At 66.2% G+C, this 18,840-nt stretch carries 18 protein-coding genes; 6 read left to right on the top strand and 12 right to left on the bottom strand.

What is annotated here, in order from left to right; all coding sequences use genetic code 11:
- Positions 1-33: 33 nt before the first annotated feature.
- From atpG to QRO93_RS05810, 7 genes are all read right to left on the bottom strand, one after another.
- Complete coding sequence (gene atpG / locus QRO93_RS05840) at positions 34-897, bottom strand: F0F1 ATP synthase subunit gamma (protein ID WP_006471334.1); 864 nt, start codon at positions 895-897, stop codon at positions 34-36.
- A gap of 97 nt (positions 898-994) precedes the next feature.
- On the bottom strand, positions 995-2,542 hold the full coding sequence (atpA, locus tag QRO93_RS05835; protein WP_008266965.1) for a F0F1 ATP synthase subunit alpha: 1,548 nt from the start codon (positions 2,540-2,542) through the stop codon (positions 995-997).
- Positions 2,543-2,586: 44 nt separating this feature from the next.
- On the bottom strand, positions 2,587-3,114 hold the full coding sequence (locus QRO93_RS05830; RefSeq protein WP_006471336.1) for a F0F1 ATP synthase subunit delta: 528 nt from the start codon (positions 3,112-3,114) through the stop codon (positions 2,587-2,589).
- Between the two features lie 2 nt (positions 3,115-3,116).
- Positions 3,117-3,587, bottom strand: a complete 471-nt coding sequence (locus QRO93_RS05825) for a F0F1 ATP synthase subunit B (protein ID WP_005419512.1) — start codon at positions 3,585-3,587, stop codon at positions 3,117-3,119.
- 106 nt (positions 3,588-3,693) lie between these two features.
- A complete protein-coding gene (atpE, locus tag QRO93_RS05820; RefSeq protein ID WP_005411133.1) occupies positions 3,694-3,999 on the bottom strand; it encodes a F0F1 ATP synthase subunit C in 306 nt (101 codons plus the stop codon).
- Positions 4,000-4,072: 73 nt separating this feature from the next.
- Complete coding sequence (gene atpB / locus QRO93_RS05815; RefSeq protein WP_049466592.1) at positions 4,073-4,873, bottom strand: F0F1 ATP synthase subunit A; 801 nt, start codon at positions 4,871-4,873, stop codon at positions 4,073-4,075.
- Between the two features lie 31 nt (positions 4,874-4,904).
- Complete coding sequence (locus tag QRO93_RS05810; RefSeq protein ID WP_006471338.1) at positions 4,905-5,270, bottom strand: hypothetical protein; 366 nt, start codon at positions 5,268-5,270, stop codon at positions 4,905-4,907.
- Positions 5,271-5,730: 460 nt separating this feature from the next.
- On the opposite strand from QRO93_RS05810, the gene QRO93_RS05805 reads away from it, so the two are divergent.
- Positions 5,731-6,549 (top strand): hypothetical protein, encoded by an 819-nt coding sequence (locus tag QRO93_RS05805; RefSeq protein WP_053450863.1) that lies wholly within the window; start codon positions 5,731-5,733, stop codon positions 6,547-6,549.
- Between the two features lie 465 nt (positions 6,550-7,014).
- Here QRO93_RS05805 and lpdA read toward each other — a convergent pair whose 3' ends face one another.
- The 3 genes from lpdA to QRO93_RS05790 all read right to left on the bottom strand — a co-directional run bounded on the left by lpdA (position 7,015) and on the right by QRO93_RS05790 (position 11,326).
- On the bottom strand, positions 7,015-8,823 hold the full coding sequence (gene lpdA, locus QRO93_RS05800) for a dihydrolipoyl dehydrogenase (RefSeq protein WP_164086584.1): 1,809 nt from the start codon (positions 8,821-8,823) through the stop codon (positions 7,015-7,017).
- A 107-nt stretch (positions 8,824-8,930) separates the two neighbouring features.
- Positions 8,931-10,643, bottom strand: a complete 1,713-nt coding sequence (gene aceF / locus QRO93_RS05795; protein WP_180879348.1) for a dihydrolipoyllysine-residue acetyltransferase — start codon at positions 10,641-10,643, stop codon at positions 8,931-8,933.
- Between the two features lie 113 nt (positions 10,644-10,756).
- Positions 10,757-11,326: a DNA-deoxyinosine glycosylase gene (locus tag QRO93_RS05790; protein ID WP_164086582.1), complete on the bottom strand. Its 570-nt coding sequence runs from the start codon at positions 11,324-11,326 to the stop codon at positions 10,757-10,759.
- Positions 11,327-11,512: 186 nt separating this feature from the next.
- Here QRO93_RS05790 and QRO93_RS05785 point away from each other — a divergent pair, with 186 nt between their 5' ends.
- From QRO93_RS05785 to glpK, 3 genes are all read left to right on the top strand, one after another.
- Complete coding sequence (locus QRO93_RS05785; protein WP_053450867.1) at positions 11,513-12,145, top strand: OmpW family protein; 633 nt, start codon at positions 11,513-11,515, stop codon at positions 12,143-12,145.
- Positions 12,146-12,298: 153 nt separating this feature from the next.
- A complete protein-coding gene (gene glpD, locus QRO93_RS05780) occupies positions 12,299-13,780 on the top strand; it encodes a glycerol-3-phosphate dehydrogenase (protein WP_180879346.1) in 1,482 nt (493 codons plus the stop codon).
- Positions 13,781-13,859: 79 nt separating this feature from the next.
- The gene (gene glpK / locus QRO93_RS05775; protein WP_008268321.1) at positions 13,860-15,359 is read left to right on the top strand and encodes a glycerol kinase GlpK; all 1,500 of its coding nucleotides are present in this window, start codon (positions 13,860-13,862) and stop codon (positions 15,357-15,359) included.
- A 57-nt stretch (positions 15,360-15,416) separates the two neighbouring features.
- On the opposite strand, the gene QRO93_RS05770 is transcribed toward glpK, so the two are convergent.
- Both QRO93_RS05770 and QRO93_RS05765 read right to left on the bottom strand, forming a co-directional pair.
- A complete protein-coding gene (locus QRO93_RS05770; RefSeq protein ID WP_053450869.1) occupies positions 15,417-16,211 on the bottom strand; it encodes a MetQ/NlpA family ABC transporter substrate-binding protein in 795 nt (264 codons plus the stop codon).
- Positions 16,212-16,237: 26 nt separating this feature from the next.
- Positions 16,238-17,209: a YafY family protein gene (locus tag QRO93_RS05765; RefSeq protein ID WP_008267051.1), complete on the bottom strand. Its 972-nt coding sequence runs from the start codon at positions 17,207-17,209 to the stop codon at positions 16,238-16,240.
- A gap of 81 nt (positions 17,210-17,290) precedes the next feature.
- Between QRO93_RS05765 and QRO93_RS05760 the strand changes: the two genes are divergently transcribed.
- Positions 17,291-17,893: a hypothetical protein gene (locus QRO93_RS05760; RefSeq protein ID WP_180879344.1), complete on the top strand. Its 603-nt coding sequence runs from the start codon at positions 17,291-17,293 to the stop codon at positions 17,891-17,893.
- 106 nt (positions 17,894-17,999) lie between these two features.
- Positions 18,000-18,776, top strand: a complete 777-nt coding sequence (locus QRO93_RS05755) for a YdiY family protein (RefSeq protein WP_006471539.1) — start codon at positions 18,000-18,002, stop codon at positions 18,774-18,776.
- Positions 18,777-18,840 lie beyond the last annotated feature (64 nt).

Below are 18,840 nucleotides of genomic sequence, written 5' to 3'. Positions count from 1 at the left end.
GCATCCTCTAATGTGTGCTTTGAACGAACGCGGTCAGACTGCTGCCGCGCCGCCGACGATTTCGGAGATTTCCTGGGTGATCGCTGCCTGGCGCGCCTTGTTGTAGACGAGCTGCAGGGTGCCGATCAGCTTGTTGGCGTTGTCGCTCGCCGCCTTCATCGCAACCATGCGTGCGGCATGCTCGGAGGCGACGTTTTCCAGCAGTGCCTGGTACACCAGCGACTCGATGTAGCGCGTCATCACGTGCTCCAGCACGGTCGCGGCATCGGGTTCGTACAGGTAATCCCAGTCGTGGTGAGCGACCTGCTTCTCAGCCGGCGGCAGCGGCAGCAGCTGATCGAAGCTGGCCTTCTGCGTCATGGTGTTCACGAAGCGGTTGTAGACCAGGTACACGCGGTCGACCTTGCCTTCGGTGAAGGCGTCGAGCATGACCTTGATCACACCGATCAGCGATTCCAGCTTCGGCACGTCGCCGATGTGGGTCACGCTGCCGACCATGTTGACCTTCACGCGGCGGAAGAAGGTCGATGCCTTCTGGCCGATGGTCACCAGGTCCACTTCGGCACCCTTGTCCTGCCATGCCTTGGCTTCGCCGAGCATCTTGCGGAACAGGTTGTTGTTCAGGCCGCCGGCCAGGCCGCGATCGGAGGAGATCACGATGAACCCGACCCGCTTGACCTGCTCGCGCTCGACCAGGAAAGGATGCTGGTAGTCGGTGCTGGCCTGGGCCAGGTGGCCGATCACCTGCTTCATCGCCTGCGCGTACGGACGCGAGGTCTTCATCCGATCCTGCGCCTTGCGGATCTTGGAGGCCGAGACCATTTCCAGGGCGCGCGTCACCTTGCGGGTGTTCTGCACGCTCTTGATCTTGGTTTTGATTTCGCGTCCGCTTGCCATCTCTTGTTTCCCGTGGCGCGGGGCTGATGCCCCGCGTTGTTCAACCGTTTGTCATCTGGTCCAGCGGAGCCGGTGGCTCCGCTCTACAGGACCGCGATTACCAGCTGCCGGTGGTCTTGAACTCGGCGATGCCCTTCTTGAAGGCACCTTCGATGTCGTTGTCCCAACCGCCGGTGGCGTTGACCTTGCTGACCAGCTCGCCCTGGGTGTTGGCGAAGTGGGCGTGCAGGCCTTCTTCGAACGCCAGCAGCTTGTTGACCGGCACGTCGTCGAGGTAACCCTCGTTGACGGCGTAGATCGACAGCGCCTGGTTGGCGATCGACATCGGCGCGTACTGCTTCTGCTTCATCAGCTCGGTGACGCGCTGGCCACGCTCCAGCTGCTTGCGGGTTGCTTCGTCCAGGTCCGAGGCGAACTGCGCGAACGCAGCCAGCTCACGGTACTGGGCCAGCGAGATACGGATGCCGCCCGACAGCTTCTTGATGATCTTGGTCTGGGCCGAGCCACCGACGCGCGACACCGAGATACCGGCGTTCACGGCCGGGCGGATGCCGGCGTTGAACAGGTCGGTTTCCAGGAAGATCTGGCCGTCGGTGATCGAGATCACGTTGGTCGGAACGAAGGCGGACACGTCGCCGGCCTGGGTTTCGATGATCGGCAGCGCGGTCAGCGAACCGGTCTTGCCGGTGACCTTGCCTTCGGTGAACTTCTCGACGTATTCCTCGGACACGCGGGCAGCGCGCTCGAGCAAACGGGAGTGCAGGTAGAACACGTCACCCGGGTAGGCTTCACGGCCCGGCGGGCGCTTCAGCAGCAGCGAGATCTGGCGGTAGGCCACGGCCTGCTTGGACAGATCGTCGTACACGATCAGCGCGTCTTCGCCGCGGTCCATGAAGTACTCACCCATGGTGCAGCCCGAGTAGGCGCTGATGTACTGCATGGCAGCCGATTCGGAAGCGGTCGCGGCCACCACGATGGTGTGGGCCAGCGCGCCGTTCTCTTCCAGCTTGCGCACGATGTTGGCGATGGTCGAAGCCTTCTGGCCGATCGCAACGTACACGCACTTGATGCCGGTGCCCTTCTGGTTGATCACCGCGTCGATCGCCATGGCGGTCTTGCCGGTCTGGCGGTCACCGATGATCAGCTCGCGCTGGCCACGGCCGATCGGGATCATGGCGTCGACCGACTTGTAACCGGTCTGCACCGGCTGGTCGACCGACTTGCGCCAGATCACGCCCGGAGCAACGCGCTCCACCGGAGCGGTCAGGTCGGTGCCCAGCGGGCCCTTGCCGTCGATCGGCTCGCCCAGCGCGTTCACGACGCGGCCCAGCAGTTCCGGACCGACCGGCACTTCCAGGATGCGGCCGGTGGTCTTGGCGACGTCGCCTTCGCGCAGGTGCTCGTAGTCACCCAGGACCACGGCGCCGACCGAGTCGCGCTCCAGGTTCAGGGCCAGGGCGAAGGTGTTGTTCGGCAGTTCGATCATTTCGCCCTGCATCACGTCGGCCAGACCGAAGATGCGCACGATGCCGTCGGACACGCTGGTCACGGTGCCTTCGTTGCGCGATTCCGCGGCCAGCTTGACCTTCTCGATGCGGTTCTTGATCAGTTCGCTGATTTCGGAGGGGTTGAGCGTGGTTGCCATCGTCAAGTCCTAGTGCCGGCAGCGGGGCCGGACGTTAAATGAATTCAGTTAGCGAGCGCGGTCTGCAGACGGGCCAGCTTGCCCTTCAGCGAACCATCGATGACCACGTCGCCGGCGTCGATCACGGCGCCGCCGATCAGCGAGGCATCGACCGCGGTGGTCACGTCGACCTCGCGGTTGAAGCGCTTGCGCAGCGCGACCTTGATCGCATCCAGCTCACCGGCCGACAGCTCGGCCGCCGAGGTCACGGTGGCCTTGACCACGTGCTCGGCTTCGGCGCGCAGGGCATCGAACATGCCGGAGATTTCCGGCAGCAGCGGCAGACGATGCGAGTCGGCCAGGATGGCCAGGAAGCGCGAGTAGGTCTCGCCGTGGGTCACCGGCGCCAGCAGGGCGACGGCGTCGTCACGGCCCAGCTCCGGGTTGGCGAGCAGGGCCGCCACGCGCGGGTCGGCGGCGACGTGGGCGGAGAACGCCAGGGCGTCCGACCACGGCGCGAACGCGCCTTCGTCGCGCGCGGTCGCGAACGCGGCGCGGGCGTACGGGCGGGCAAGCGTGAGGGCCTGGCTCATCCTTAGATCTCCGAGGCCAGCTCGTCGAGCAGCGCCTTGTGGGCGTTGGCGTCGATTTCGCGCTTGAGCAGCTTTTCGGCACCGGTCACGGCCAGCGCGGACACCTGCTTGCGCAGATCTTCACGGGCACGGTTGGCGGCGGCGTCGATTTCAGCCTGGGCCAGTTCCTTCTGACGGGTGGCTTCGGTGATCGCTTCGTTACGGGCAGCATCAACGATCTGGTTGGCGCGCGCGTGGGCCTGGTCGATGATCTCGTTGGCCTTGGTGCGTGCTTCTTTCAGCGCTTCGTTGACCTTCTCCTGCGCCTGGGCCAGATCTTTCTGGCTGCGGTCGGCAGCAGCGAGGCCTTCAGCAATCTTCTGCTGGCGCTCTTCGATCGCGTTCATCAGCGGCGGCCAGATCTTGGTCGCGATGATCCAGATCAGACCAGCGAAGGCGAGCGCCTGCGCAAGAAGGGTGAAATTGATATTCATGGTTAGCTCGATCGCTGGTTTCGGGGTGGACGCGCCGCCGTAGCGGCGCATCCGGCCTTCATCCGAAACCGGGTGCATCAGCACCCGGTCGTCTCAAACCGCTGTATCAGCCGGCCAGAGCCTTGGTGACGGCGCCAGCGAAGGCAGCCGACAGCGGGTTGGCGAAGGCCAGCAGCAGGCCGACGGCGACCGAGATGATGAACGCGGCGTCGATCAGGCCGGCGGTGATGAACATGCGGACCTGCAGGACCGGGATCAGTTCCGGCTGGCGGGCGGCCGACTCCAGGAACTTACCAGCCATGATGGCCAGACCCAGACCGGCGCCCAGCGCGGCCAGGCCGATCATGATGCCGACGGCAAGGGCGGTGGAGCTCTGAATCTGCGCGAAGTTGGTCAGGACGGCGAAGTACATGGTTATCTCCAGGAACTTAAGTTGCTAAGGGTGATGAAACGGATGAAGGTTGAAACGCGTTGAAGCTTGAAACTCAGTGAGCGTCTTCCGACAGGCTCAGGTACACGATCGACAGCATCATGAAGATGAAGGCCTGCAGCGGGATCACCAGCAGGTGGAACAGCATCCAGCCGAGGCCGAACGCACCACCGGCAATGGCACCGAAGAAACCGGCACCACCCAGCACCCAGATCAGCAGGAACACGATTTCGCCGCCGAACATGTTGCCGAACAGTCGCATCGCCAGCGAGATCGGCTTGCTCAGCCACTCGACGATGTTGAGGATCAGGTTGAACGGCATCATCCACTTGCCGAACGGCGCCGTCAGGAATTCCTTGATGAAGCCCAGCAGGCCCTTCGACTTCAGTGCGAAGAACAGCATCAGGAAGAACACGCTGATGGCCATGCCCAGGGTGGCATTGACGTCGGCGGTCGGCACCGGCTTCCAGTAGTGGATGCCCGCCCATTCCAGCGGCTTGGCGATGAAGTCGGCCGGGATCATCTTGATCAGGTTCATCATCAGGATCCAGAAGAAGATCGTGATGGCGATCGGCGTGACCAGCTTGCTCTTGCCGTGGTAGGTGTCCTTGGCCTGGCGGTCGACGAACTCCAGGCAGATCTCGACGAAGGCCTGCCACTTGCCCGGCACGCCGGCGGTGGCCTTGCGGGTGCCCAGCCAGAACGCGACGACGATCACCAGGCCCATCAGGACCGCGGTGAGGAAGGTATCGACGTGGATATGCCAGAACATACCCTCACCCTTGCCGACCGGCGCGGTCAGGTTGTGCAGGTGATGCTGGATGTAGCTGGTAGGGGTTAGAGCCTCGCCCGCCATGTGTCCGGAACCTTCAGTTAATTGAATTCTGTCAACGCCTGGCCATGGCCAGGACCTGGAACATCAAGCCGACGGCGATACCGGCCAACAGCGCCAATGCAGGCAGCTTGAAGACCAGGAACCCCACCAGCAGGACGCCGAAAACCACCACCCACTTGGCCACGATCGCAATGATCAGGCGAGCCATCGCCGATCCTGCGGCCACGGCTCCCCCGCTCAGTGCCATCCGCGCTGCCACCCAGCCACCGGCCGAAATGGCCACACCGGACGCCAGCGCGCCGAGGGCATACTTCGGACCCACCAGCAGGAAGGCCAGGGCCAGGACAGCGACCGCGGCCAGCGGGTAGACCGCGGCGCGCAGCATCAGTCGCCGACCCGCATCAACGGAGTTCAGCACAGGACGTCCCGCGTGGTTGCAAGTGGAGGGCTGAGGCGGCTACAGCAGAGGGGGCCTCATCGAGCCGCCAAATTATAGCAATGGGACAATTTGCGAGACAACCGCTCCCTGTTCATCCCAGGAGGCCGCAAGTTGCGGTAACGGTTACATTTTTGCGTGCCACCCAGGGGACAATGACGTCCGCATGATGCTGCAGCGCAGTATTGAACTTTGGTCGCAGGCTGCGGAACTTTCGCCGAATGCGCCGGTCCGATCTTTCGACCTGCCTGCAGCAACCTCGTCGACGCTTCGCCCCGCAGGTCCCACGATGGCCCCGAAGCCCGGCTCCGGGGCCATCTTTTTGCATCGTCGCGACAGCGCTGAACCTTGCACATCCCGTGGACCATACGTTCACGGATGGTGGACGCCGCCGTCCGGCACAGTGGCCTTCATTCTGATGAACCACTGCAAGGACTCTTCGATGCGCTCCGTTCCCACCCTGCTCGCCCTCTCCCTGCTCGCCGCAGGCGCTTCGTTCGCCAATGCCGCCCACGCCGCGGAAGGCGACGACCGTTTCGCCATCCGCCTGGGTGCGATGAACATCGATTCGGACAACACGCTCCGCGGCAGGACCAACGTGGCTGGCCAGGACATCGCCCTGAACCAGGACTTCAAGCTGGGTGGCAAGGAATGGGAGCCGCGCATCGACGGCATGTTCCGCATCAGCAACCGCCAGCGCCTGTTGTTCAACTACTTCAAGTACGACAAGGATCGCCGCGAGACACTGGACCAGGGCATTTCCTTCGGCGGCGAGAACGTGCCGGCCGGCAGCTTCGTGAAGGGTGAACTGAAGTACCAGGTGGCCAGCCTGGTCTATGACTACTCGGTCGTCGATACCGACACCTTCGACCTCGGCCTGCAGATCGGTGGCGAGTACGCCAAGGTCAGCACCAAGGGCTATGCCGACCTGGGCACCGTGTACGAAGGCCAGTTCCTCGACGAGAAGGCCGATGGCATCGCGCCGGTGGTGGGTGCGCGCATGACCTTCACCCCGTCCGAGCGCTGGATGATCACGCTGCAGGGCCAGTACCTGAACACGCGTTGGGGCAGCTTCGATGACTACAAGGGCGACCTGAGCCGCGCCAATGCCATCGTCGATTACCGCTTCACCAAGAACTTCGGCGTGTTCGCCGGCTACGACTGGTTCAAGCTGGACGTGGACAAGAAGGGCAGCGACGGCACCGTCGGCCTGAAGCAGGAATTCAAGGGCCCGGTGGCAGGCGTCAGCTTCGTGTTCTGATCCCCCGCCCCTTCCACGGCACTCTCTCTCCTGGCGCGGCCTCCGGACTATCGGGGCCGCGCTTTTTTGTGCTGTTTTCCCCTGTGTGCAGGAGCAAGAGCGGCTGGGTCGAGCGCTGGAGGGAGCGGGGGCTGCGTGCGAATGTCCCCCGGCGCCGGCCTGCGGCCGGCACCTCCTCCTTTACTTCGCACACAGCCCCCGCTCCCTGCGCGTGTCAGGCATCCAGGCGGCTTTGGCAGCAGCTCTCGACTGTCCGCAAGCCGAGCCGCTGCGCGGGTGGTAGGCGTTTCGACAAAGTAAAGGAGGAGGCGACCGCCGCAGGCGGACGACGGGGGACATTTGTCGAAATGCCTGCCACCCGCGCAGCGGCCCAGACCCTCGCGATGTGCAGCCGAAGACGCCCCGCAGCCAACGAAAAAGCCCCGGCAGAAGCCAGGGCTTTTCGTTCGCAACGGCGCGGGCGCCTTACTTCTTCTTCGGCATGTACAGATCGGTGATCGTGCCGTCGTAGATTTCCGAGGCCATCGCCACCGACTCGCTCAGCGTCGGGTGCGCGTGGATGGTGTGGCCGATGTCTTCGGCTTCGGCACCCATCTCGATGGCCAGGCCGATCTCGGCCAGCAGGTCACCGGCATGCACGCCGACGATGGCACCACCGATGATGCGGTGGGTCTCTTCGTCGAAGATCAGCTTGGTGAAGCCCTCGGTGCGGCCGATGCCGATCGCGCGGCCGCTGGCCGCCCACGGGAACTTGGCCACGCCGACCTTCAGGCCCTTGGCCTTGGCCTCGGTCTCGGTGACGCCAACCCAGGCGATTTCCGGGTTGGTGTAGGCCACCGACGGAATCACGCGTGCCACCCACTCCTTCTTGTGGCCAGCGGCCACTTCGGCGGCCAGCTTGCCCTCGTGCGTGGCCTTGTGGGCCAGCATCGGGTTGCCGACGATGTCGCCGATGGCAAAGATGTGCGGCACGTTGGTGCGCATCTGGCGATCGACCGGAATGAAGCCACGCTCGGTGACCTGCACGCCGGCCTTCTCGGCATCGATCTTCCTGCCGTTCGGCGAGCGGCCCACGGCCACCAGCACGCGGTCGAAGGTGCCCTGCGCCAGCGCGGGCGACTGGCCTTCCTCGGCAGCTTCGAAGGTGACGGTGATGCCCTTGGCATCGGCGGTGACGCCGGAGGCCTTGGTCTTCAGGTGCACTTCGATGCCCTGCTTCTTCAGGCGGTCGGCCAGCGGCTTGACCAGGTCCTTGTCGGCACCCGGCATCAGCTGGTCCATGAACTCGACCACGGTGACCTTGCTGCCCAGCGCGCCATACACGGTGGCCATTTCCAGGCCGATGATGCCGCCGCCGACGACCAGCAGCGAGCCCGGCACTTCGGCCAGCTCCAGCGCATCGGTGGAGTCCATCACGCGCGTGTCGTCCCAGGGGAAGTTGGGCAGCTTCACCGCCTGCGAACCGGCGGCGATGATGCACTTCTGGAAGCGCAGCAGCTGGGTGCTGCCGTCAGCGGCGGTGATCTCCAGCTCGTTGGCCGAGACGAACCTGCCGACGCCCTGCACGCTGCGGACCTTGCGCTGCTTGGCCATGCCGGCCAGGCCCTTGGTCAGCTGGTTGACGACCTTTTCCTTGTACTGGCGCAGCTTGTCCAGGGTGATGGTCGGCTTGCCGAACTCGACGCCGAAATCACCGGCGTGGGCCACTTCGTCGATCACCGCTGCGGCATGCAGCAGCGCCTTGGACGGAATGCAGCCAACGTTGAGGCAGACGCCACCGAGGCTGGCGTAGCGCTCGACCAGCACGGTATCCAGGCCAACGTCGGCGGCGCGGAAGGCGGCGGTGTAGCCGCCCGGGCCCGAGCCCAGCACGACCATTTCGCATTCGATATCGGCCGGCTTGCCGCTGGACAGCGCCGGCTTCGGTGCGGCCGGTTCAGCCGGGGCGCGGTGCGACGGGGTCACCGGCGGCTTGCTGGCCGGCGCAGCTGCGGCCGGAGCCGGTGCCGCGGCCTTGGCCGGGGCTTCTGTGGCGCCTTCGGTTTCCAGCACCACGACCACGGCGCCTTCGGACAGGCTGTCGCCCAGCTTGACCTTCAGTTCCTTGACCACACCGGCGGCCGAAGACGGCACTTCCAGGGTGGCCTTGTCCGATTCCAGGGTCACCAGACCCTGATCCTTCTTCACCGTGTCGCCGACGGCGACCAACACTTCGATCACCGGCACATCGCTGTAATCGCCGATGTCGGGAACCTTGACTTCAATCGTGGCCATGGTGGTTTTCCTCGTGCCCGGCCGGCATGGCCGGCGGGCTGTCACTGCATCTGTTCACGCGGCCGCGCCAGGGGGAGGCAGCCGCACGGTGGGGGCGAAGCGGTGCCTTACAGCAGCACGCGGCGCATGTCGGCCAGTACCTGCGACAGGTAGGTGGTGAAGCGTGCGGCCAGGGCGCCATCGATGACGCGGTGGTCGTAGCTCAGCGACAGCGGCAGCATCAGCTTCGGCGCGAATTCCTTGCCATTCCAGACCGGCTGGATGGAGGACTTGGAGACGCCGAGGATGGCCACTTCCGGTGCATTGACGATCGGGGTGAACGCGGTGCCGCCGATGCCGCCCAGCGAGCTGATCGAGAAGCAGCCGCCGCTCATGTCGGCCGGGCCCAGCTTGCCGTCGCGCGCCTTCTTGGCCAGTTCGCCGGTTTCCTGCGCGATCTGCACCACGCCCTTCTTGTCCACGTCGCGGATGACCGGCACGACCAGGCCGTTCGGCGTGTCGGCGGCGAAACCGATGTGGAAGTACTTCTTCAGGGTCAGGTTTTCACCGCTGGCATCGAGCGAAGCGTTGAATTCCGGGAACTTCTTCAGCGCCGCGGCACTGGCCTTGATCAGGAAGGCGAGCATGGTCAGCTTGATGCCGGCCTTCTCGTTCTCCTTGTTCAGCGCCACGCGCAGCCCTTCCAGGTCGGTGATGTCGGCCTGCTCGAACTGGGTGACATGCGGGATCATCGCCCAGTTGCGGGCCAGGTTCGCGCCGGAGATCTTCTTGATGCGCGACAGCGGCTGCACTTCGGTCTCGCCGAACTTGCTGAAGTCGACCTTCGGCCACGGCAGCAGGTTCAGGCCACCACCGGCGGCAACGGCACCACCGGCAGCGGCCGGCACGCCGCCGCTGAGCGCGGCCTTGACGAACTTCTGCACGTCACCCTTGGTGATGCGGCCGCCCTTTTCGGTGCCGTTGATCTGCAGCAGGTCCACGCCCAGCTCGCGGGCGAACACGCGCACGGCCGGGGTGGCATACGGCACCTTGGCCGGCAGCACGCCATCGGCATTGAACTGCACCGGCGGGCTGGACGGGGTACCGGCCGAGGCGACCTCGCGGGCGGCCAGCTTGTCCGGCTGGGCCGGCACGGCGACCGGCTCGACCTTGGTGGCGGTTTCGGCGGCGGCCGGGGCAGCGGCAGCGGCGGCCTTGCTCGGGGCCGGCGCGGCAGCGCCCTCGGCCTCGATGATGGCGACCACGGCACCCTGCGACAGATTGTCGCCGACCTTGACCTTCAGCTCCTTGACCACGCCAGCAACCGACGACGGCACTTCCATGGTGGCCTTGTCGCTTTCCAGCGTGACCAGGCCCTGGTCCTTCTTGACCGTATCGCCGACGGCGACCAGCACTTCGATGACCGGGATGTCGGTGTAATCGCCGATGTCCGGCACCAGCGCTTCAACGGCACCGCCGCTGGCGGCCGGGGCGGCCGGCGCAGCAGCGGCCGGGGCCGGCGCGCTCTGGGTGGCGGCTGCCGGGGCAGCAGCCTTGGCCGGTGCCGGTGCGGCGGCGGCCGGCTTGGCAGCTTCGCCTTCGGCCACTTCGATCAGCGCCACGACCTTGCCTTCGGAGAGGTTGTCGCCGACCTTGACCTTCAGTTCCTTGACCACGCCCGCCACCGAGGACGGCACTTCCATGGTCGCCTTGTCGCTTTCCAGCGTCACCAGGCCCTGGTCCTTCTTGACCGTGTCGCCGACGGCGACAAGCACCTCGATTACCGGGATATCGCTGTAGTCACCGATATCGGGGACAAGTGCTTCCTTGATTTCGGCCATGGGGATAACTCCGGCAATCTGGTGTAGGGAAACGTCTATTGTGCGGCCAGCGGGGTCCAGCGCCAACCGTTACAGCTGTTTTCAGTACGCACGCAGCCGGGACACGCTGTTGCTCATGGGTTGCGGCCTTGACCAGTCGGTAGCGTATTGTCCCGACGATGTCCGCTTGATGTCGCCAGTACGTCGGCCACCGGCTGCCAGGCCAGGCGCAGGCGCGGCAGCGACCACGCCGCGTTGGCCGGGCTGGTGGAGGGCAGCGCCAGCAGCCTCGGCGGCGCCTCCAGCCGGGGCAGCACCCAGCGCTGGAACGCCTGCATCGACGCCGCGCCATTGCAGGCGATCAGCTCCAGCTCAGGAAGCGAGGCGATCAGTGACGGCAGCGCATTGGGCACTTCCGTGCCGCGCACGATGTCCGCGTCCAGGCTGCCGCGCCGCTCGCACTGGCCGATCACATCCCACAGGCCGATGCCTGCGGCGTTCAATGCCTGCAATCGCTGTGCATACGGCAGGCCCGCATCAAACCCGCAGATTTCCGCCAAAAGCGGCCAGAAGCGATTGCGCGGGTGCGCGTAGTAGCGCTGCTCCTGCAGCGACGCCACACCCGGCATCGAACCGAGCAGCAGCACTCTGCAATCCACGTTCACCTGCGCTTGCAGGCCGATGCACATCGTCGCAGCGCTCACATCTTCTCCAACTGAATGAATGTCACGGATGGCCAAAAACCCCATGAATACAGGCTTTTCGCGCTGCTCGCTGAACAAGCCAAACCAATTTTTAACGCGCGTCGGATTCGATTCATGTTGGGGCGACTACGGTGTGCTCGCCCCGCAACCGGGGGCCCAAAACAAGAAACATTAGGAGATACCCCCATGCGCTCCATCCGTATCCTGAGTCTCGCCCTGCTGACCTCCGCCGCGTTCGCGCCGGCCGCTTTCGCCCAGGACAGCAGCACCGATACCGCTTCGGGCAAGCATTTTGCCGTTGTTGGCGGCATCTCGCTGCTGCAGCCGAAGAATGATCCGATCGACGGCATCAAGAAGACCGATGGCGGCCCGGCGCCGACCGTCAGCTTCAGCTACTACGTCAACGACAACTGGGCCGTTGAACTGTGGGGCGCCGCCGACAAGTTCGACAACAAGTTCAAGGGCCCGAACAACGTTCGCGTGGGTTCGGTCGAGCAGCAGCCGGTCGCGCTGAGCGGCCAGTACCACTTCGGCCAGGCCGACAACGTGTTCCGTCCGTTCGTGGGCGTGGGCTACTACCAGTCGAGCTTCAGCAGCGAAAAGCTGGCCGACGGCAGCAGCTCCGACATCCGCCTGAAGGACGCCAAGGGCGTGATCGGCACCGTCGGCGTGGACATGAACATCAATTCCACCTGGTTCGCCCGTGCTGACGCCCGCTACATGCGCGCCCGCCCGGACGTGAAGGTTGGCGGCGAGAAGATCGGCGAAGCCAAGATGGATCCGTGGACCGTCGGCTTCGGCATCGGCGCCCGCTTCTGATCCAGGCAGCACCGCTCCATTGATGCAACGCGACGGGCCCTTCGGGGCCCGTCGTCGTTTCCGTCACCTGCGGTCTGTAGAGTCGAGCTTGCTCGACTGCCTTTCGTAGAGTCGAGCTTGCTCGACTCTACAGACACAGGACACGGAGGCGCGATGGAGGAGGTTGACCTGCTGGTGATCGGTGGCGGCATCAACGGTGCAGGCATCGCCCGTGACGCGGCCGGTCGCGGCCTGCGGGTGCTGCTGTGTGAACAGCATGACCTGGCCGCGCACACCTCCAGTGCCAGCAGCAAACTGATCCACGGCGGCCTGCGTTACCTGGAACAGGGCGAACTGGGCCTGGTGCGCAAGGCGCTGGGCGAGCGCGAGGTGGTGCGCCGGCAGGCACCGCACCTGGTCCATCCGTTGCGCTTCGTGCTGCCCTGGGAACCGCACCTGCGCCCGCGCTGGATGCTGCGCGTGGGGCTGTGGCTGTACGACCACCTGGGCCGGCGCAGCCCTGCCTTCCCCGCCTCGCAGGCGCTGGACCTGCAGCAGGATTCGCTCGGCGCCTGGCTCTCCCCGGTGCTGCGGCGGGCCTTCAGCTATGCCGATGCACAGGTCGATGATGCGCGGCTGGTACTGCTGAACGCACTGGATGCCGCGCAGCGGGGCGCGCAGGTGCAGGTGCGCAGCCGCTGTATCGAGCTGCGTGCGCTGCAGGGCCGTTGGCAGGCCGTGCTGGAAACCCACGATGGTCAGCAACGGCACGTGATCGCACGCGCGGTGGCCAATGCCGCGGGCCCGTGGGCGGGCGGCCTGCTGGAACGGATGCAGGCGCGCAGCGGCGGCCCCGCCCTGCGCCTGGTGCAGGGCAGCCACATCGTGCTGCGCCGCCCCTGGCCCGATGACAGCGCCTGCCTGCTGCAGCAACCCGATGGCCGGGTGGTGTTCCTGCTGCCCTTCGCCCACGACCACCTGCTGGTCGGCACCACCGACACCGATTACCGTGGCGATCCGGCGCGCTGCAGCGTGCTGCCGTCCGAGCTGGCCTACCTGTGCGATGCCGCCAACCGCTACCTGCGTGAACCGATCACCGCCGCGGACGTGGCCTGGCAGTTCGCCGGTGTGCGCCCGCTGCTGGCCGACCCGGACCCGCGTGCGGCGAAGCTTAGCCGCGACTACCGCCTGCAGGTACAGTCCGATCCGGCGCCGGCACTGCATGTGCTCGGCGGCAAACTGACCACCTACCGGGTACTGGCCGAAGAGGCACTGGACCTGCTGCGCCCTGCCCTGCCGCAGATGGGGCCCGCCTGGACCGCAACCGGAGCCGCACTGCCGGGCAGCGACTGGGGGGACGCCGCACAGGCCCGCTCGCAGCTGAGCACGCTGGCTCCCTGGTTGCCCGCGGACATCGCCCAGCGCTGGGCCGGGGCCTACGGCAGCCGCAGCGCGTCGTTGCTGGGCGCGGCGCAATCCATGGACGATCTTGGCGAGCACTTCGGTGCGGGCCTGCATGCGCGCGAAGTGGATTTCCTGCGGGAGCATGAGTGGGCGCACGACGCCGATGATGTGCTGTGGCGACGGAGCAAGCTGGGGTTGCGGCTGGATGCCGCGCAGATGGCACGGCTGCAGGCCTGGATGGATAGACGGTAGAGTCGAGCTTGCTCGACTGGCATGAAGAGCAGTCGAGCAAGCTCGGCTCTACCCATACCATCGCTACCGGAGACGCTGCATGACGCCCCGCTACGTGCTGGCCATCGACCAGGGCACCACCAGTTCGCGCGCGATCCTGTTCGACCGTGCCGGCAACATCGTCGGCAGCGCGCAGCGCGAGTTCGCGCAGATCTTCCCGCACCCCGGCTGGGTCGAGCATGACCCGCGCGAGATCCTTACCAGCGTCTATGCCACGCTGACCGAGCTGCTCAGCCGCGGGCAGATCGACCCGCGCCATATCGCCGCGCTGGGCATCACCAACCAGCGCGAGACCACCGTGGTCTGGGATCGCGCAACCGGCCAGCCGATCCACAACGCCATCGTCTGGCAGTCGCGGCAGAGCCACGCCCTCTGCGAGCGGCTGAAGTCCGATGGCCACGAGGCGCTGGTGCGCGAGCGCACCGGCCTGCTGATCGATGCGTATTTTTCCGCAACAAAGGTGCGCTGGATCCTCGACCACGTGGAGGGCGCGCAACAGCGGGCCGAGCGCGGCGAACTGCTGTTCGGCACCATCGACAGCTGGCTGGTGTGGAACCTCAGCGGTGGCCAGGCGCACGTGACCGATTACAGCAACGCCGCGCGAACGCTGCTGTTCAACATCCACACGCTGGACTGGGATGACGACCTGCTGGCGCTGCTGGACATCCCGCGCGCGATGCTGCCGCAGGTGCGTGACTCCAGTTCGGTATACGCGCACACCCGGCCGCAGTTCTTCTTTGACCATCCGATCCCGATCGCCGGCATCGCCGGTGACCAGCAGGCGGCGCTGTTCGGCCAGGCCTGCTTCCAGCCGGGCATGGTCAAGAACACCTATGGCACCGGCTGCTTCATGCTGATGCATACCGGCACCCAGGCGGTGCGTTCGCGCAACGGACTGCTGACTACCATCGCCTGGGGCCTGGACGGGCGCGTGGAGTACGCGCTGGAGGGCTCGATCTTCGTGGCCGGCTCGGTGGTGCAGTGGCTGCGCGACGGCCTGCGCATGATCGAGCGCGCCGGCGACAGCCAGGCGTTGGCCGCACAGGTGCCCGACAGTGGAGGTGCCTACCTGGTGCCTGCGTTCGTCGGCCTGGGCGCGCCCTATTGGCGCAGTGACGTGCGCGGCGCGATGTTCGGGTTGACCCGGGGCACGCGCAAGGCGCACTTCGTGCGCGCCGCACTGGAAGCGATGGCCTACCAGACCCGCGATGTGCTGGATGCGATGCAGTCCGATGCAGGCATCGCGCTGACCGAGCTGCGCGCTGATGGCGGTGCGATCGGCAACGACTTCCTGGCCGGCTTCCAGGCCGACATCCTCGGCGTGCCGCTGCTGCGGCCGCGGCTGACCGAGACCACCGCGCTGGGTGCGGCCTACCTGGCCGGGCTGGCGGTGGGGTTCTGGACCAGCCGCGAGCAGATCACCGCGCAATGGGGCCTGGACCGGCGCTTCGAGCCACAGATGGAGGTGGCGCGGCGCGAGAAGCTGTACGCCGGGTGGCAGCAGGCGGTGGCCGCCACGCTCGCCTTCCACGTCGACTGAGGGTAGTGCCGGCCGCTGGCCGGCACTACCGCATGGCCAGAGCGTCCGTAGCGCCGGTCAGAACGCCGGCAGCACCGCGCCCTTGTACTTGGTTTCGATGAAGGCCTTCACCTGCGGGCTGGTCAGCGCCTTGGCCAGCTTCTGAACGCGGGCATCGTCCTTGTTGTCCGGGCGCGCGACCAGGAAGTTCACGTACGGCGAATCCTTGCTTTCGATCGCCAGCGCGTCCTGGGTCGGGTTGAGGCCGGCATCCAGCGCATAGTTGGTGTTGATCAGGGCCAGATCGACCTGGTCCAGCACGCGCGGCAGCATCGCCGAGTCCAGCTCGCGGAACTTCAGGTTCTTCGGGTTGGCGATGATGTCGCGCTGGGTCGACAACGCGTTGGTCGGGTCCTTCAGTTCGATCACGCCGGCCTTGTGCAGCAGGATCAGCGCACGGCTGTTGTTGCTCGGGTCGTTCGGGATCACCACGTCGGCGCCCTCACGCAGCTCGGCCAGCGACTTGATCTTGCGCGAGTACGCACCGAACGGCTCGATGTGCACGCCGATCACCTTCACCAGGTCGGTCTTGCGGTCGCGGTTGTAGGCATCCAGGTAGGGCTCGGTCTGGAAGTAGTTGGCGTCCACCTGCTTCTGCACCAGCTGGTCGTTGGGCTGCACGTAGTCGTTGAACACGCGCACGTCCAGGTCCACGCCTTCCTGCTTGAGGATCGGCTTGACCACCTCGAGGATCTCGGCGTGCGGCACGGCCGTGGCGGCCACCACCAGCTTCTGCGAGGGTTCGCCGGATTTGCCGCAGGCGGTCAGGGCCAGCGCAGCGGCAAGCAGGGGCAGCAACAGGGTCTTCTTCATGGGCGGTGGGGTTCTCGTGGGGAGGGTCAGGCGTTGTCGTAGTTGCTCAGGGCCAGCTCGAGCAGGGCCTTGGCCTGCTCGCGCAGCATCACCGGCTCCACGATCTCGGCATCCGAGCCATAGTGCAGCACGTCCATCAACAGCTCGCGCGAGACGCTGTACGGCACCTTCAGTTCATAGCGGCCATCGGCCAGGAAGCGGCCCTGCTGCTTGGAGTGCCAGTGCTCGTCGGCCACCCAGCGCGCGGCCTTGGCGCTGAACAGGATGGTCGCCCAGCCCTTCGGCGCGCCGGAGAAGATCCCGTAGCTGGCGCCCAGCTGCTCGTCCAGTTCGCTGTCGGCAACATCGCGCGCAGTGCTGTCGACCACCCGCGCCTTGTGGATGCGGTCGACGGCGAAGCTGCGCAGGGCGTCGCGGTCGTGGTCCCAGGCATCCAGGTACCAGTTGTCGCGGTAGTGGGTCAGGCGCTGCGGCGAGACCGTGCGCTTGGTCGGCTCGTCGGTGGAGCGGGCGCGGTACTCGAACGCCAGCTGACGGCGCTCCAGCACCGCCGAAGCCACGCTGCGGAAGCTGCCTTCATCGAACTTGCGGCCACGGTGCGGGATCACCCGCACGCGGTCCACCGGCCAGCTGGAGACACCTGCCTGGGCCGCCAGCAGGCTTTCGATGCGCTGCTGCAGCGGTGCCAGCACCGAGGACAGCACGCCGCCGCCGGTGCGCGCCAGCAGGTGCTGCGAGGCCAGCAGGGCGTGCAGTTCCTCCGAGCTCAGCCACAGGCCGGGCAGCTCGAAGCGGTCGCTCTCGTCGGCGTGGTAGCGGAAGCCGGCCTCACCGTCGCCCTCGATCGGCGCCATCAGCGCGTCGCGCAGGAAGGCCAGGTCGCGGTAGACGGTGGCACGGGAACAACCGAGCTTGTCCTGCAGGGTCGCCACCGTCACCGGATAGCGCGCGGACTTGAGCAGACGATGCAGGGCGGTGATGCGTTCGTATCGGTCCATACCCCCGATTATGTCCGACTCGCGGGTCTTGTGTGGGACGTTTGGGCTATCGTGGTCGCCCCCACCCCCATGGAACGCCCGATGCGCCGGTTGCCCGCCCTGTCCCTGCTGGCCTGCCTGCTGCTGGCCGCCTGCGATCGCGCACCGGCGCCGGCCAGCACCGAAGCCCCGGTACCGGCCGCCGATCCGGCGCAGGCCGTACTGGGCGCCAGCCAGCGCTTCGCCGCGCTGCACAGCTTCCACGCCGAGCTGGAGGTGCTGGGCGCCCCCCAGCCGGTGCGCAGCGCCATGGACTTCGTCGCCCCCGACCGTTTCCGCGTGCAGACCGCGGCCGGACCGCAGACGATCATCGGTGACACGCTATTCCTGCAGGCCGAGGGCGCGATCCGCCAGGTGCCGGCCCCGCCGGGCCTGCTCGAACAATGGCGCAACCCGTTGCCGGCCGATGCGCTGCCCGCCGACCTGCAGGCCGAGGACCTGGGCAGCCAGACCCTGGACGGGGTCGAGACCCGCCACTACCGGCTGCGTGGCGGCCAGCCCGGTGAGCGCCTGGAGTACTGGGTCGATGCCCAGGGCCTGCCGCGGCAGCTGGTGCGCAGCGGCAGCAGCAATGGCCGCAGCTTCCAGCTGCGCCTGCGCTACTCGCGCTTCAACGATCCGGCATTGCGCGTCGATCTGCCCTGAATAGGCGATCGCGGCAACGTTCGCTGAAGCGCGCATTGGATCGATTCGGACCGCCATCACGCTTCCAGTATCATCACCGGCTGTCAATCGCTTCGGAGAAGCCTCGATGTCCCTGCGCGTGTCCCTGCTGATTCCCCTGCTGCTGTGCGCGCCGCTCGCGTATGCACAGGATGCCTCCGAACTGGCGGCGATGTCCTCGCCGTGGAGCGGCAGCGGCGGCGAGCTCGGCTTCGCATCGGCACGCGGCAACAGCAGCACCGAAAGCTTCAATGGCCGCCTGCGCCTGCGCTACACCGATGGCGACTGGGTGCACAGCATGGACCTGTTCGGCCTGCGCTCGAGCTCGAAGGTGACCGAGACCGCCGACGACGGCACCACCACCCGTCGCAACAACACCACCGCCAACCGCTACACCGGCAGCGCCGGCAGCGCGCTGCAGCTGGGCGAGCACCGCCAGCTGACCGCGACGGTGCGTACCGAACGCGACGACTTCGCCACCTACGACCGCCAGAGTTCGTTCGGCCTGGGCTACGGCACCCGCCTGTGGAACACCGAGCGCTTCTCCTTCGACGCACAGATCGGCCCCGGTGTGCGCCGCACCCACAGCACCGAGGACGACCGCACCCGTACCGGCATGATCGGCCGCGGCCTGTTCGACCTGAAGTACTCGCTGACCGACAACACCGACCTGGTCAACACCCTGCTGGTCGAATCCGGTTCGTACAACACCTTCGGCCAGAACGACTTCGGCGTTTCGGTGAGCATGAACGAGCACCTGGCGCTGAAAGCCGGCTGGCAGGCGCGTTACAACAGTGACGTGGCCGAGGACAAGCGCAAGACCGATACGCTGACCACGATGAACGTGGTCTACAAGTTCAAATAAGCAACGGGCGCCAAAGGCGCCCGTTCTTATCTGTAGAGTCGAGCCATGCTCGACTGCTCTTATC

This window comes from Stenotrophomonas maltophilia group sp. Smal17 (assembly GCF_030237045.1).
Lineage (GTDB): Bacteria > Pseudomonadota > Gammaproteobacteria > Xanthomonadales > Xanthomonadaceae > Stenotrophomonas > Stenotrophomonas forensis.
The sequence above is the reverse complement of the archived record's forward strand: the minus strand, read 5'-3'. Positions and strand labels throughout refer to the sequence as shown.

Bases quoted from the DNA above. Each gene is read 5' to 3' on its own strand.
- atpB (WP_049466592.1), bottom strand. From the start codon at position 4,873: ATGGCGGGCGAGGCTCTAACCCCTACCAGCTACATCCAGCATCACCTG.
- QRO93_RS05830 (WP_006471336.1), bottom strand. From the start codon at position 3,114: ATGAGCCAGGCCCTCACGCTTGCCCGCCCGTACGCCCGCGCCGCGTTC.
- atpG (WP_006471334.1), bottom strand. From the start codon at position 897: ATGGCAAGCGGACGCGAAATCAAAACCAAGATCAAGAGCGTGCAGAAC.
- aceF (WP_180879348.1), bottom strand. From the start codon at position 10,643: ATGGCCGAAATCAAGGAAGCACTTGTCCCCGATATCGGTGACTACAGC.
- atpA (WP_008266965.1), bottom strand. From the start codon at position 2,542: ATGGCAACCACGCTCAACCCCTCCGAAATCAGCGAACTGATCAAGAAC.
- QRO93_RS05765 (WP_008267051.1), bottom strand. From the start codon at position 17,209: ATGGACCGATACGAACGCATCACCGCCCTGCATCGTCTGCTCAAGTCC.
- glpK (WP_008268321.1), top strand. From the start codon at position 13,860: ATGACGCCCCGCTACGTGCTGGCCATCGACCAGGGCACCACCAGTTCG.
- QRO93_RS05755 (WP_006471539.1), top strand. From the start codon at position 18,000: ATGTCCCTGCGCGTGTCCCTGCTGATTCCCCTGCTGCTGTGCGCGCCG.
- QRO93_RS05785 (WP_053450867.1), top strand. From the start codon at position 11,513: ATGCGCTCCATCCGTATCCTGAGTCTCGCCCTGCTGACCTCCGCCGCG.
- QRO93_RS05825 (WP_005419512.1), bottom strand. From the start codon at position 3,587: ATGAATATCAATTTCACCCTTCTTGCGCAGGCGCTCGCCTTCGCTGGT.
- lpdA (WP_164086584.1), bottom strand. From the start codon at position 8,823: ATGGCCACGATTGAAGTCAAGGTTCCCGACATCGGCGATTACAGCGAT.
- QRO93_RS05805 (WP_053450863.1), top strand. From the start codon at position 5,731: ATGCGCTCCGTTCCCACCCTGCTCGCCCTCTCCCTGCTCGCCGCAGGC.
- atpE (WP_005411133.1), bottom strand. From the start codon at position 3,999: ATGTACTTCGCCGTCCTGACCAACTTCGCGCAGATTCAGAGCTCCACC.
- QRO93_RS05770 (WP_053450869.1), bottom strand. From the start codon at position 16,211: ATGAAGAAGACCCTGTTGCTGCCCCTGCTTGCCGCTGCGCTGGCCCTG.
- QRO93_RS05760 (WP_180879344.1), top strand. From the start codon at position 17,291: ATGCGCCGGTTGCCCGCCCTGTCCCTGCTGGCCTGCCTGCTGCTGGCC.
- glpD (WP_180879346.1), top strand. From the start codon at position 12,299: ATGGAGGAGGTTGACCTGCTGGTGATCGGTGGCGGCATCAACGGTGCA.